Below are 12,882 nucleotides of genomic sequence, written 5' to 3'. Positions count from 1 at the left end.
GGGTGCGCAATGGTGCGCACCGATATTTATGCCTGACAGGACTTTTGCGCTACCCAGCGGTGGCGCAATTTATCCCACATCCAGTTGTAGGCCATGGTGTAGGGCAGAAAGAACAAGAAGAACGCCACTTCCAACAAAAATGCGTCCAGCAGCGAGATGCTCAGCATCCAGGCGGCAATCGGCAAACCGATTACAATAAAACCGCCCTCAAAGCCCAGCGCGTGGATGGCGCGCAGACCGAGACCGCGTTTGACTTGCGGTGGCCAGATACGATCAAAGCCGCTGTTGTAGATCATGTTCCACAGCATCGCGACCGTTGACAGCATGATAGCCAACGCGCCCATCTGAAACAGCGGTTTATCCATAACCCAGGCAGCCAGCGGGGCAACGGTCACAATTGCCAACACTTCAAATCCTGCGGCATGACAAAAACGTTCTTTCAGCGAACGGGTACGCATATAAACCTCCTTTTGGGTAACGCCGCGTATTTTCTCACCGTGAAATGCTAAGATAAAATGATTACCTATCGATAAAAGCGATGGTTCACCATGAAATACTCCCCAGAATCCCTTGAGGCCTTTGTGCAGACCGTGGCCAGTGGATCCTTTTCAGCCGCGGCGCGCGCCTTGGCAAAAAGCCAGTCGACCATCAGCAGCGCGGTGGCCAATTTGGAAGACGATCTTGGCTTTACCCTGTTTGATCGCAGTGGTCGTCAACCGGTGTTAACGGAACAAGGCCAACGCGCACTGGCCCAGGTGCAGCAGATTCTTGCCGCCAGTCAGAGACTCGATGAACTGGCCGTGCGCCTGTCACAGGGGGTTGAGCCGCGTTTGAGTCTGGCTATTTCCGATTTCTGGCAGGCCGACCACCATGAAAATCTGCTCAACCGATTTGAGGCGCGTTATCCCGACATCGAATTTGAATGCATGATTGCCGAAGATGCCGATGCGCTGGATCTCTTGCAGGCGGGGCGGGTGCATCTGGGTGTTGTGCGTGCGCAGCCGCAGCTGCCACCGGATTTGGCGGTCGCGCGTTTGCAGGTGGGGGCGCAGATGGCAATCTATCTGCATCAAGATCACGCGCTGTCGCAGTTAGCGCAGGTGAGTGAAGGTCAGTTGGGTGAGTTACGCCATTTGCGCCTCAATACCTGGGTGCAAAACCGTGAACCTCTGCCTGCGGGACGCGTCTGGTCCGCACCCTCTTATCTGTTATTGCTGGAGATGGCGGAGCAGGGGTTCGGCTGGAGCGTATTACCCCGCTGGCTGGTGGAGCAGTTTGGTCACCAGGTACTCAAGGAGTTGCCCGTACCGGGATGGCCGCAGCATATTGCTGTGGACGTTATCTGGTCGCGCCGTAACCCACCTGGACCTGCAGGTCGCTGGATGATTGACCAACTCTGCGCCCAGCAACCGGACTAATCACGCCGCGCGACATCCGCCAGCGTGGCATCCAGCAGTCGTGCTAAATCCTGGGCTGCCAGTTCGATATCTAATCCTCGTTTGCCGCCAGAGATAAAGATGGTGGCAAACTCTGCGGCTTGCTGGTCGATAACGGTGGGCAGGCGTTTTTTCTGCCCGAGCGGGCTGATACCGCCCACCAGATAGCCGGTTACGCGCTGTGCCAGCTGCGGGTCAGCCATGTCTGCTTTTTTGGCTCCTAGCGCTTTCGCCACTTTTTTCAGATCGAGTTGGCAAGTAACTGGCGTCACCGCCACGGCCAACGCTTTGGCATCGCCGTTAAGCGCCACTAGCAGCGTTTTAAACACCTGTCGGGCATCCAGATTGAGCTTGCGTACTGCCTCATCGCCAAAGTGGGTCTCTTGGCTGTCGTGGTCGTACGGATGCAGAGTAAAAGCGACCTTTTGTTTTTCCAGCAGTTTTACAGCGGGTGTCATGTTCGATCCTTGCTACGAAAATTCTTATTTCAGATTGAGCGAATAATACTGGCGAAATTCTGAACTTTGCGCGAAAATTGGCCCGCGCCAGTAACCCTGGCGATAACCAAAATCATAAACAAATTCCTCTTTGACGGGCCAATAGCGATATTGGCCTTCTTTTTTTGCCCCACCGATCACGACCAATAAAACGCATCCGCCTGAAATTGAGACGCTACGGATTCACTCTGTTATTTCAACAACGCTGGCAAATTATCATCGCCATACAGATGCAGCGCACCTACCGCGACTACATAACGCCCTTTCGGCAGCGCCAGCAATAACTCCCGCCAGTGTTGATTGCGGTTGCGCATCAGCGTGTCATTCAGCTCGCTGCTGAAGGTGGTGGGAAGTGCCACCGGCTGCTGCTTGGGCGGCGCATCCAGCCACCAACTGATCATGGTTTGCAGCAGGCGAGCATTGGTGTGCCAGTGCTCCAGCGTATCCAGCAGCAGCGGCAGGCCATCTTGCGGCAGAGACTTCAACAGCGCGATCTGCGTGTCTGGGCCTTCCAGCTCAATAATGCGTTTATTGGCCGACTTCGCTGCCAGCAGCAATTGATAATCGATGCCGTATTGCGGTCTTAATCCCAGACGCTGTGCCTGCTGCGCTTGCAGCATCAGGGCGATCTGCCAGAACGGCAGTGTGTCAAATATGTCTGGCGACAGTGAGAGTGTATCGCACAGCGCATTCAGCTGATGTATGACGTCAGCATCCAGCCGCGTTTCCAGCGGTGGATGTACATCATCATTGGTAAAGGGGGATGCGCCTTGGGTGATGTCCGCTTCGACAATTAACGCATCGGCTTTATTGAGTTGGCGTAATAACCCCGCGGGTAGCGGCTGCATATCGCGCGTGCCCATATGAATACTGCCGGCCAGATGCAGGCGACGATTACCCAACTGAATATCCATAGCCGGCCAGCTGTAACGCGCCGGGAAGAGGGTAGCGGTCAACTGCTGAAGGCTTTGCCACAGACTCCGTCTCATGCCCTGTCCTTTTTGAGTCAAAAATCCATGCTAGCGATTTCACTCGCCGAAAAACAGGGCAGAGATGGCGATCAGCGCTGAACGGGCATAAAGCGCAACAAACGGTTAGCGTTGCTCACCACGGTAATCGATGACAGCGCCATGGCGGCCCCTGCCACAATCGGGCTTAACAGCAGCCCGGTGAAGGGATAAAGCACGCCCGCAGCAATCGGAATCCCCAAGCTGTTATAAATAAAGGCCCCGAGCAAATTCTGCCGCATATTGCGCAGCGTAGCGCTTGCCATCGCCAGCGCATCGGCAACGCAGTGTAAATCACTGCGCATCAGCGTCATGGCTGCGGTTTCGACCGCGACATCACTGCCACCGCCCATCGCAATGCCCACATCGGCTTGCGCCAGCGCCGGTGCATCGTTAATGCCATCGCCAACCATCACCACTTTGCGGCCCTGCTGCTGGAGTTGGATAATCGCCTGTGCCTTGCCTTCTGGCAGCACGCCAGCAATCACCTCATCAATGCCCGCCTCAGCTGCAATGGCCTGTGCCGTTTGCTGATGATCGCCGGTTAACATAATCAGCCGATAGCCTGACTGATGTAGGCGCTGTAGCGCGGCTTTACTCTCAGGACGCAAGCTGTCGCGCAGGGCAATAAGACCGAGCAGTTGACGATTGTCTGCCAGCAGCACGGGTGTGGCGCCTTGCTGCGCCAGGCGTTCAATATCGGCCTGGGCGGCGGAGTAATCGATATGCTGCTCATCCAGCAGTGCCTGATTCCCCAGCCACAGTGTTCTGCCTGCGACTTTAGCGCTAACGCCTTTGCCGCGTATTGTACGAAATTGCTTTGAGACCTCTTCACTGATATCGGGTGCTGCCGCCAGAATCGCTTTTGCCAGTGGATGGCTAGAACCTTGTTCCAGCTGCGCGGCGGCACTTAATACTTGCTGGCGATTCCAGTCGCCATACAGCAGCACATCGCTGACTTGGGGAGTGCCACGCGTCAGGGTGCCGGTTTTATCAAACACGATGGTGTCGACTTCACTGGCGCGCTGCAGCGCATCCGCATCCCTGACCAACACGCCGAGTTCCGCCGCACGGCCCACGCCTGCAATGACCGACATCGGTGTCGCCAAGCCCAATGCGCAAGGGCAGGCGATAATGAGTACAGTGGTCACAATCACCAGGGTGTAGGCGAGCTGCGGCTGCGGGCCGACCAGATACCACACCAGGCCACTCAGCATCGCGATGGCAACCACCACGGGAACAAATACGGCGGAGATACGATCCGCCAGACGGCCAATCTCGGGCTTACTGCTCTGTGCCTGGCGTACCAGATTAATAATGCGTGCCAGCGTGGTGTGGCTTCCGGTCGCGCGTGCGACGAAGCGCAGCGTACCGTCTTGCACCAGCGTCCCAGCATAGACTTTATCGCCAGGCTGTTTAGCCTGAGGCACCGCTTCACCCGTTAACATCGCCTCATCAAACCAGGCTTCGCCACTCTCGACTTCACCATCCACGGGGACACGATCGCCGGTGACCAGTTTCAGTAGCATACCGGGCTGTACGTCGCTCAGGGGCAGCAGTACTTCGCCTTGATCGCCGATCACGCGGGCTTGAGCTGGCGTGAGATCCAGCAGACGTTCCAGTGCTTTCGATGCCCGCTGGCGCGCCCGTTGTTCCAGCGCATGGCCGAGGTTGATTAAGCCAACGATCATCACGCTCGCTTCAAAATAAAGATGTCGCGCCTGTAGGGGGAAAAACTCAGGCCACAGGGCCACGCTCATGGAAAAGAGCCAGGCGGCACCGGTTCCCAGCGCGACCAGAGTATCCATTGTGGCAGTACCGCGCAGCAGGCTGCGCCAGGCGCTGCGATAAAAATGACCGCCAGCGATCACCATCACCAGCAGGGTAATCAGACCCAGAGAACGCCACAGCGTCTGGTTAGCTTCACTTAGCATCATGTTGTCGCCAAGCATGCCCCAGATCATCATCGGCACGCCGAGCAGCAGCGCTAATGCGGCCTGCCAGCTATAGCGGCGCATCGCTTGTTGTGCCGTGACCTGCTGACGTTCACGGCGGGTTTGTTCATCGTCGATGATTTCCGCCGAGTAGCCAGCATGATCGACTGCACCCAGCAGTGCTTCCGCTGGCGCATCACCCAAGACCAGCGCACTGCGTTCACCAAGGTTCACTCGTGCCTGACTGACGCCAGGCACATTTTGCAACGCCTGCTCCACCCGGCTCACACAGCTGGCGCAACTCATGCCGCCAATCAGTAAATGGTGAACAGGGAGGTTTTCGACTGCCGGTTGCGATCGTGGCTCCGTTGTCAGCGCCTCCGGCTGCGGCTCTGCTGCTGGCAACGGATTAGGCTTTGGGCTGTCTTTGACTGCCGCGTGATAGCCCGCCTGCTCAACGGTGGCGATCAGGTCAGCAACGTTGGCCGCCCCTGTGATACGTGCTTCCTGTTGCGTCACTTCTGCTTGTTCAACATCGTCACGCTGTTCCAGCGCTTCTTTGACCCGTTTAACACAGTGACCGCAAGACAAACCGTCGAGCGCCAGTAATTGTGTGTGTGACATCTTAAACTCCTTAAACGAGAGGTTTGACTGTCTGCAAACTTTGCATTAGTTATAGAGCCTAAACCTTCCATTCAGGGGAAGGTCAAGCGGTGATGAGGTAAAAAGATGAACATTAGCGATGTGGCAAAAAAGACCGGTCTCACCAGTAAAGCGATTCGCTTCTATGAAGAGAAGGGGGTGGTGACGCCGCCGTTACGCAGTGACAATGGCTATCGTAGCTATGCCGCACATCATATCGATGAACTCAATCTGCTGCGCCAGGCGCGCCAGGTGGGCTTTACCCTGGAAGAGTGTCGCGAGCTGGTCACACTGTTTAATAATCCTGCGCGCCACAGCGCCGATGTAAAGGCGCGGACACTGCAAAAGGCGGATGAAATCGCCGCGCACATCGAAGAACTGCATGCGATGCGCGCGCGACTGCTGGAGTTGGCGGAAGCCTGCCCAGGCGATGACAGTGCTGAATGCCCCATCATCAATCATCTGGCGGGCTGTTGCCATCAAGCTGAAGGAAAACGCGGTTGAACCAGCAGCGTAATGCCGACAACCCCGGTAACGATGACCGGCGTACCCGCGGGCAAATCCTCTTTGGCCTGCACGCGCCAGCTGCTGTCGCCAATACGTACGTGGCCAAAGCCATCTTTTAGGGCATTATCCAATGTCAGATGCATGCCGATCAGCTGTGAACCCCGTTGATTGAGGGTGTTCGGCTGCTGGGCAGTCTCGCGATAGCGCATCCAGCGATACCAGAAAAACACGCACAACACCGTTAGCACCGCAAACAGTGCGCCTTGGCTGGTCCAGGAGAAGGGGAACATCCACTCGATGAGACCAACCAGCACTGCCGCCAGTCCGCTCCACAGCAGATAGCCGCTGGTGCCGAGCATCTCCGCGGCTAACAGCAAGCCACCCAGCGTTAGCCAGAACCAGTGCGGATGGGCAATCAGTTCCATCAGGATCACGGTTTACGCTCCTGACGGCTCTCCTTCAGCAGTTCACTGATGCCGCCAATCGACCCCAGTAAGCTACTGGCTTCCAGTGGCATCATCACCACTTTGCTGTTATTCGACTCACCAATTTTCTGTAGCGCATCAGTATATTTCTGCGCCACGAAGTAGTTCACCGCCTGAATGTCGCCCGCGGCAATCGCTTCAGACACCGCACGTGTCGCGTTAGCTTCCGCCTGTGCCTGACGTTCACGCGCTTCGGCCTGCAGGAAGGCCGAGGTTCGTTCGCCTTCGGCTTTCAGAATCTGCGACTGCTTATCCCCTTCGGCGCGCAAGATGGCGGCCTGACGCACGCCTTCCGCAGTAAGAATATCGGCACGTTTGGTTCGCTCAGCTTTCATCTGCGCGTTCATTGCGGCAATTAACTCTTGCGGCGGGCGCACATCGCGAATTTCAATACGGGTGATTTTGACGCCCCACGGGTTGGTGGCCTCATCAACAATGTGCAGCAATCGCGTGTTGATGTTATCGCGCTGCGACAGCATCTCATCCAGCTCCATGCTGCCAAGCACGGTACGGATGTTGGTCATGGTCAAATTGAGGATGGAAAGCTCAAGATTGCTGACTTCATAGGCGGCGCGCGCCGGGTCAACAACCTGAATAAAACAGACGGCATCAATAGTGACGTTAGCGTTGTCTTTGGAGATGATTTCTTGTGAAGGGATGTCGAGCACTTGTTCCATCATGTTGATCTTGCGACCAATACGATCCATGAAGGGGACAAGCAAACTCAGGCCTGGCGGCAGCGTTTTGGTATAGCGGCCAAAGCGTTCTACCGTCCACTGATAGCCCTGTGGCACGATTTTTACACTCGCCCAGACAGTGACTAAAGCGAGTACGATGATCACGGGAATCACAGTCAACATATAACCTCCTGGTTGTCAGATTGTCGGGCCGAGTCGCTTCGGCCCGTTTAACGCGCGCTACCTGTCAGTAGAGCAGCGAGTAAAGCTGGCGGCGATAGCGGGTGGCGAGAGCATCGCCAGTGCCGAGCGCGGCCAAAATTTCCTGGAACATCTTACGTACCTGGCCTTCACCCGCACTCAGATCGCTTTTCAGGAAACTGAACAGCAGATCCAGTGCTTCCTCATTGCGACCCACCTGATGCAGCTGTAAGGCAAGTTTAGCAGCCAGCTCAGCATTCGCGGGATCGCCAGCGAGTTGATCCTGCAGTTGTTGGATCTCTGGCGTATCGGCCGCCTGTTTTAGCAGTTCGATCTGCGACACCAGGCTCTGATAGCGCGTATCCTGATCCTGTAACGGCACCACCGCCAGCACGGCTTCCGCTTCGTCGCTGCGGTTAAGGGTAATCAGCACTTCTGCCAGCAGGAAACCAATTTCACTGTTCTGATTGCTCAACTGCCAGGCATCTTTCAGCAACGGCATGGCTTCAAGCGGCTTGCCTTCCTCCATCAATTGCATCGCCTGGTGGGTTTTCAGCTCTTCCTCACGTGGCAGCACTTTTTGCAGCAGCGCGCGAATGGCTTCTTCTGGCTGCGGTCCCTGGAAACCATCAACCGGCTGACCATTCTGGAACAGGTAGACGGTTGGGATGGAACGCAAACCAAACTGCGATGCCACCATCTGCTCTTTATCGCAATCCAGCTTGGCCAGAATAAACTGACCAGCATATTCCTGTGCCAGACGCTCCAGTACCGGAGTCAGCTCCTGACAGTGTTGGCTGCGATCGGACCAGAAATAGAACAGCACCGGCATCTGCATGGATTGTTCCAGCGTCTGATGCAGGTTGGATTCGTTGATGTCGATAATCAAAGCGTGTGACATGAATACGTCTCTTTGCAGAAAGTGTGTTGAGGATATGGGGGCAAGCTGCCCCGCTTCAAGTTCAAATCTGGCTTGCTGTTTAGTTGCTGCGCAAAATGCGATCCAGCAACCAACCAGGAAGCAGGCGTTTCAGCAGACTCATTATCCATGCGACCAGCGTCACCGGATAGCGCAAACGCGGATGTTTACTCTCCAGCGCGTGGCGCAGCTTGGGCAAAATGGCCTCCGGCGGTAGGGTGAAGCGCGCTGCAATCCCTGGGTTGCGCACCGGTTTGTCCTGTTCTCCCTGATGCACATTATCGGTGAATTGGGTGGAGATGGGACCAGGTTCGATCAAGCTCACGCGGACGCCCGATGCACGCACTTCCATACGCAGCGCATCGCTCCAGGCTTCAAGTGCCCATTTGCTGGCGGCATAAGCGCCGCGGCCTGGCGTAGAAATCAGTCCCAACACCGAACTGGTATTAATGATGCGTCCGTCACCGCTGGCTTGCAGCGCAGGCAGCAGGCGCATGGTGAGCTGATGGGTGCCAAAGACATTGGTGGAGAACTGCTTTTCCAGTTGCTGGCGCGACACGCTGGTCAGCGGCCCATACTGTCCGAAGCCGCCGTTGTTAAACAGGCCGTGTAAGCGATTTTCGCACAGCGCCAGCACGCGATCCGCCGCCGCATCCACGCTGGCAGGATCGTCGAGATCAAGCTGGAGGCCGATAAAGCCGAGCGCATCCATGTGCGCCACATCATTTGGACGGCGGCAGGCGGCGATGACGCGATAGCCGCGTAACAGCAGATCGTTGGCGGCCACTAAACCGATGCCGCTGGAACAGCCGGTGATTAAGATCGTTTTTTGCATTTCTTTACCTGTTATAAATCACACGCCTGCATTAATTCTGCTTTACTAGCGGAGCCAGTTCGTTTGCCATCAGGTTAGCAATAAACGGCTGCGCATCCGGATTGGGGTGAATACCGTCCTGCTGCATCCATTCCGGCTTCAGATAAACTTGCTCCATAAAGAACGGCACCAGAGGAATGTTGTACTGCTGTGCCAGCTGCGGATAGATCGCGCTAAACGCCTCGGTATAACGACGTCCATAATTAGCGGGCAGACGAATTTGCATCAGCAACGGCTGCGCGTTGGCGGCTTTGACCTCGTCGATCACTTTGCTCAGATCCTGGGCGATGTTCTGTGGCGGGAAACCGCGCAAGCCGTCGTTACCGCCCAATTCGATTAACACCCAACGGGGTTGATGCTGTTTTAATAGGCCCGGCAAACGCGCCAGCCCTTGTCCAGCGGTATCTCCGCTGATGCTGGCGTTAATAATCTGGGGCTGCTGATGCCAGGTTTTATTGAGCAGGCTGGGCCATGCCGCGGTGGCGGACATGCGATACCCGGCGCTCAGGCTGTCACCCAATACCAGCAAGGTATCGGCGGCAGCAATGCGGGACACCAGCAGAAGCAATAACAACAGGAAGGGATAATGCCAGCGGAAAACATTGTTGCAGTTCATCATCTTACTAAGTCCGTCGGTCAGGGAGAGCATCAGCTGACCATCCTCACCGGAGTTGAGCTGGTTGTCAAACCAGCCGAGACCATCGCGCTGATTGGCGAGTCCGGCTCCGGTAAATCAACTTTGCTGGGTATCCTGGCTGGGCTGGATGATGGCAGCAGCGGCGAAGTGCACCTGCTCGGCCAGCCGCTGCACAGCATGGACGAAGAGCAGCGAGCCGCGTTGCGCGCGCGTGAAGTCGGCTTTGTGTTTCAATCCTTTATGCTGGTGCCCACGCTGAATGCGCTGGAAAACGTCCAGTTGCCAGCCCTGTTGCGCGGGGACAGCGATCGTGACAGCCGCGCACAGGCGGTGGATTTACTGACGCAGCTTGGCTTGAAAGATCGTTTGCAGCATCTGCCTGCCCAGCTCTCTGGAGGAGAACAGCAGCGTGTGGCGCTGGCCCGCGCCTTCAGCGGACGCCCGGGCTTGCTGTTCGCCGATGAACCCACTGGCAACCTGGATCGCAAAACTGGCGATCGCATCGCCGATTTACTTTTCTCCCTCAACCGAGATTTCGCCACCACACTGATTTTGGTGACGCACGATGAGCAACTGGCAGCGCGCTGCGATCGACGGCTGAGACTGCGCGACGGCAAGCTGTGGGAGGAGACATGATTTGGCGCTGGTTCTGGCGTGAATGGCGATCGCCTTCGCTGCTGATTGTCTGGCTGGCGCTAACGCTGGCGGTGGCCTGTGTTTTGGCGCTCGGCTCTATTAGCGATCGTATGGAGAAAGGGCTCAGCCAGCAGAGCCGTGATTTTATGGCGGGGGACCGTACCTTGCGCAGCAGTGCGCCCGCGCCTGAAGCTTGGTTGAACAAAGCGCGCGATGAGGGGCTCTCCGTCAGTCGCCAACTCAGCTTTATGACCATGACCTTTGCCGATCAAACACCGCAGCTGGCAGACGTTAAAGCGGTGGATGATGCCTATCCGATGTTCGGCACCTTACAGACCGATCCGCCGGGGTTAAAACCGCAGGCGGGCACGGTGCTGGCCGCGCCGCGACTGCTGGCGCTGCTTAATCTCAAAGTCGGCGATAACGTTGATGTCGGTGACACCACGTTACGTATCGCTGGTGAAGTGATTCAGGAACCGGATGGCGGTTTCAATCCGTTCCAGACTGCACCGCGCCTGCTGATGAACCTTGCGGATGTCGATAAAACCGGCGCGATCCAGCCTGGCAGCCGCTTGAGCTGGCGCTACAAGTTCTCAGGCGATCCCGCGCCACTTGGCCGCTATGACCGCTGGATTCAACCGCAGTTGAAAGCGGGAGAGCGCTGGATCAGCGTCGAAAATTCAGAAGATGCATTAGGACGTTCGATGCAGCGTTCCCAGCAGTTCTTACTGCTTTCAGCGCTGCTAACCCTGATGCTGGCGATTGCCGCTGTTGCGGTGGCGATGAGCCACTACTGCCGTAGCCGCTACGATCTGGTGGCGGTGCTGAAAACGCTCGGCGCCACGCGTAAGGCCTTACAGCGGTTGATTATCGGCCAGTGGCTGGCGGTGCTGTTGCTGGCCGCCATTGCAGGCAGCGTGCTAGGGCAGGGGATTGAGATCATTTTATTGGTGATGCTCAAACCCGTGCTGCCTGCCGCGCTACCGGCCGCCAGCTTCTGGCCGTGGCTTTGGGCCATCGGCACGATGTTTGTGATTTCGCTGTTGGTGGGACTGCGCCCGTATCGCCTGTTGATGGCGACGCAGCCCTTACGCGTTCTGCGGCGTGATGCGGTCGCCAATATCTGGCCGCTGCGCATTTATCTGCCAGTGATGGCGCTGGTGGTGGTGGGTCTGCTGGCGTTATTGATGGGTGGCAGCAAAATGCTGTGGGCGCTTCTGGCGGGCGTAGTGATGCTGGCGTTACTGCTGGCACTGCTTGGCTGGGGCACGCTGTTGCTGCTGCGTAAGCTGGTGGTGCGTAATCTGGCGATGCGTCTGGCGATTAACCGCTTGCTACGGCAACCCGCAATGACGCTGAGCCAACTGGCCGCGTTTTCACTCTCCTTTATGCTGCTGGCGCTGCTGCTGGTGATGCGCGGCGATCTGCTGGATCGCTGGCAGCAGCAGTTACCAGCGGATGCACCCAACTATTTCTTGCTGAACATGACGCAGGAGCAGGTTCCGCAGGTGCGCGACTTCCTCAGTCAGCATCACATCAAACCGGAATCCTACTACCCGATTGTGCGTGCGCGTCTGACAGAGCTGAACGGCAAAGAAGCCAATCCGAAAATGGATAACGCGCTGAATCGTGAACTCAATCTGACCTGGCAGGCGGATCGTCCCGATCACAACCCGTTGATGGCAGGCACCTGGCCGCCGAAAGCGGGTGAAGTGTCGATGGAAGTGGAGCTGGCGGATCGCCTTGGTCTTAAGCTCGGCGATAGCCTGACCTTTAGCGGCGATACCCAGCAGTTCAGCGCAAAAATTACCAGCCTGCGCAAAGTGGATTGGGAAAGCCTGCGGCCGAATTTCTTCTTTATCTTCCCGCCGGGGGCGCTGGATCAGCAGCCGCAGACCTGGCTGACCAGTTTCCGCATGGATAGCAATCCGGTGCTGCTGGCGCAGCTCAATCGCGCCTTCCCCACGCTGAGTTTGCTGGACGTTGGCAGTATGCTGAAGCAGATAGGGCAGGTGTTGGCGCAGGTGAGTCAGGCGCTGGAGATCATGGTGGTGCTGGTTACCGTTTGCGGTGTGCTGCTGTTGCTGGCACAAATTCAGGTCGGCATGCGCCAGCGCCGACAGGAGCTGGTGGTGTACCGTACGCTGGGGGCCAGCAAACGCCTGCTGCGCGGCACGTTGTGGTGTGAGTTTGCATTGCTGGGTGTGGTGTCGGGGATTGCGGCAGCGTTAGGGGCCGAAGCGGCATTGTGGGGATTACAGCGCAAGATCTTCGATTTTCCGTGGGAACCCGACTGGACATTGTGGATGGCATTGCCGATCAGCGGTGCGCTGCTGCTGTCACTGTGCGGTGGCTGGCTGGGCATTCGGTTGCTGAAAGGGAAGGCGCTGTTTAAACGGTTTGAAGCGGCTTAATCCTGCACACATAAAT

The 12,882-nt window shown here is 56.9% G+C and carries 14 protein-coding genes; 4 read left to right on the top strand and 10 right to left on the bottom strand.

Annotated elements, in window-relative coordinates; all coding sequences use genetic code 11:
- Positions 1-26: 26 nt before the first annotated feature.
- A complete protein-coding gene (locus F3J38_RS07670) occupies positions 27-458 on the bottom strand; it encodes a multidrug/biocide efflux PACE transporter (protein WP_167136507.1) in 432 nt (143 codons plus the stop codon).
- Positions 459-548: 90 nt separating this feature from the next.
- On the opposite strand from F3J38_RS07670, the gene F3J38_RS07665 reads away from it, so the two are divergent.
- Positions 549-1,418, top strand: a complete 870-nt coding sequence (locus F3J38_RS07665) for a LysR family transcriptional regulator (protein ID WP_167136505.1) — start codon at positions 549-551, stop codon at positions 1,416-1,418.
- Here F3J38_RS07665 and ybaK read toward each other — a convergent pair.
- The 4 genes from ybaK to copA form a co-directional block, all read right to left on the bottom strand.
- A complete protein-coding gene (gene ybaK, locus F3J38_RS07660) occupies positions 1,415-1,894 on the bottom strand; it encodes a Cys-tRNA(Pro)/Cys-tRNA(Cys) deacylase YbaK (RefSeq protein ID WP_167136503.1) in 480 nt (159 codons plus the stop codon). The genes F3J38_RS07665 and ybaK overlap by 4 nt on opposite strands.
- A 24-nt stretch (positions 1,895-1,918) precedes the next feature.
- Positions 1,919-2,080 (bottom strand): hypothetical protein, encoded by a 162-nt coding sequence (locus F3J38_RS07655; protein WP_167136501.1) that lies wholly within the window; start codon positions 2,078-2,080, stop codon positions 1,919-1,921.
- A gap of 44 nt (positions 2,081-2,124) precedes the next feature.
- A complete protein-coding gene (locus tag F3J38_RS07650) occupies positions 2,125-2,922 on the bottom strand; it encodes a TraB/GumN family protein (protein ID WP_167136499.1) in 798 nt (265 codons plus the stop codon).
- Between the two features lie 71 nt (positions 2,923-2,993).
- Positions 2,994-5,498, bottom strand: coding sequence for a copper-exporting P-type ATPase CopA (gene copA, locus F3J38_RS07645; RefSeq protein ID WP_167136498.1), 2,505 nt, complete (start codon positions 5,496-5,498; stop codon positions 2,994-2,996).
- A gap of 105 nt (positions 5,499-5,603) precedes the next feature.
- Between copA and cueR the strand changes: the two genes are divergently transcribed.
- Complete coding sequence (gene cueR, locus F3J38_RS07640) at positions 5,604-6,020, top strand: Cu(I)-responsive transcriptional regulator (protein WP_084935465.1); 417 nt, start codon at positions 5,604-5,606, stop codon at positions 6,018-6,020.
- On the opposite strand, the gene F3J38_RS07635 is transcribed toward cueR, so the two are convergent.
- The 5 genes from F3J38_RS07635 to tesA form a co-directional block, all read right to left on the bottom strand.
- Positions 5,996-6,454, bottom strand: coding sequence for an NfeD family protein (locus tag F3J38_RS07635; protein ID WP_167137129.1), 459 nt, complete (start codon positions 6,452-6,454; stop codon positions 5,996-5,998). The two genes, cueR and F3J38_RS07635, sit on opposite strands and share 25 nt — an antisense overlap.
- Complete coding sequence (locus tag F3J38_RS07630) at positions 6,454-7,368, bottom strand: SPFH domain-containing protein (protein ID WP_167136495.1); 915 nt, start codon at positions 7,366-7,368, stop codon at positions 6,454-6,456. Before F3J38_RS07630 ends, F3J38_RS07635 begins: the two co-directional genes overlap by 1 nt.
- 64 nt (positions 7,369-7,432) lie before the next feature.
- Positions 7,433-8,287 carry a co-chaperone YbbN gene (locus F3J38_RS07625; protein WP_167136494.1) on the bottom strand — a complete coding sequence of 285 codons (855 nt, stop codon included), beginning with the start codon at positions 8,285-8,287 and terminating at the stop codon, positions 7,433-7,435.
- A gap of 79 nt (positions 8,288-8,366) precedes the next feature.
- Positions 8,367-9,140, bottom strand: coding sequence for an SDR family oxidoreductase (locus F3J38_RS07620; RefSeq protein WP_167136492.1), 774 nt, complete (start codon positions 9,138-9,140; stop codon positions 8,367-8,369).
- Positions 9,141-9,171: 31 nt separating this feature from the next.
- Positions 9,172-9,798 (bottom strand): multifunctional acyl-CoA thioesterase I/protease I/lysophospholipase L1, encoded by a 627-nt coding sequence (gene tesA, locus F3J38_RS07615; protein WP_240155916.1) that lies wholly within the window; start codon positions 9,796-9,798, stop codon positions 9,172-9,174.
- Between tesA and ybbA the strand changes: the two genes are divergently transcribed.
- Both ybbA and ybbP read left to right on the top strand, forming a co-directional pair.
- Entirely contained in the window at positions 9,766-10,452 is a 687-nt protein-coding gene (gene ybbA / locus F3J38_RS07610; RefSeq protein ID WP_167136490.1) for a putative ABC transporter ATP-binding protein YbbA, read from the top strand. The genes tesA and ybbA overlap by 33 nt on opposite strands.
- Positions 10,449-12,866: a putative ABC transporter permease subunit YbbP gene (ybbP, locus tag F3J38_RS07605; protein ID WP_167136488.1), complete on the top strand. Its 2,418-nt coding sequence runs from the start codon at positions 10,449-10,451 to the stop codon at positions 12,864-12,866. The genes ybbA and ybbP overlap by 4 nt, the downstream gene beginning before the upstream one ends.
- The last annotated feature ends 16 nt before the right edge of the window (positions 12,867-12,882 follow it).

This window comes from Candidatus Pantoea formicae (assembly GCF_011752625.1).
In the GTDB taxonomy this organism is placed as follows: Bacteria; Pseudomonadota; Gammaproteobacteria; order Enterobacterales; family Enterobacteriaceae; genus Pantoea; species Pantoea formicae.
This window is presented reverse-complemented; position numbering and strand designations above follow the sequence as displayed.

Bases quoted from the DNA above. Each gene is read 5' to 3' on its own strand.
- F3J38_RS07650 (WP_167136499.1), bottom strand. From the start codon at position 2,922: ATGAGACGGAGTCTGTGGCAAAGCCTTCAGCAGTTGACCGCTACCCTC.
- cueR (WP_084935465.1), top strand. From the start codon at position 5,604: ATGAACATTAGCGATGTGGCAAAAAAGACCGGTCTCACCAGTAAAGCG.
- F3J38_RS07620 (WP_167136492.1), bottom strand. From the start codon at position 9,140: ATGCAAAAAACGATCTTAATCACCGGCTGTTCCAGCGGCATCGGTTTA.
- ybbP (WP_167136488.1), top strand. From the start codon at position 10,449: ATGATTTGGCGCTGGTTCTGGCGTGAATGGCGATCGCCTTCGCTGCTG.
- tesA (WP_240155916.1), bottom strand. From the start codon at position 9,798: ATGATGAACTGCAACAATGTTTTCCGCTGGCATTATCCCTTCCTGTTG.
- F3J38_RS07630 (WP_167136495.1), bottom strand. From the start codon at position 7,368: ATGTTGACTGTGATTCCCGTGATCATCGTACTCGCTTTAGTCACTGTC.
- F3J38_RS07665 (WP_167136505.1), top strand. From the start codon at position 549: ATGAAATACTCCCCAGAATCCCTTGAGGCCTTTGTGCAGACCGTGGCC.
- ybbA (WP_167136490.1), top strand. From the start codon at position 9,766: ATGCCAGCGGAAAACATTGTTGCAGTTCATCATCTTACTAAGTCCGTC.
- F3J38_RS07625 (WP_167136494.1), bottom strand. From the start codon at position 8,287: ATGTCACACGCTTTGATTATCGACATCAACGAATCCAACCTGCATCAG.
- copA (WP_167136498.1), bottom strand. From the start codon at position 5,498: ATGTCACACACACAATTACTGGCGCTCGACGGTTTGTCTTGCGGTCAC.
- F3J38_RS07670 (WP_167136507.1), bottom strand. From the start codon at position 458: ATGCGTACCCGTTCGCTGAAAGAACGTTTTTGTCATGCCGCAGGATTT.
- ybaK (WP_167136503.1), bottom strand. From the start codon at position 1,894: ATGACACCCGCTGTAAAACTGCTGGAAAAACAAAAGGTCGCTTTTACT.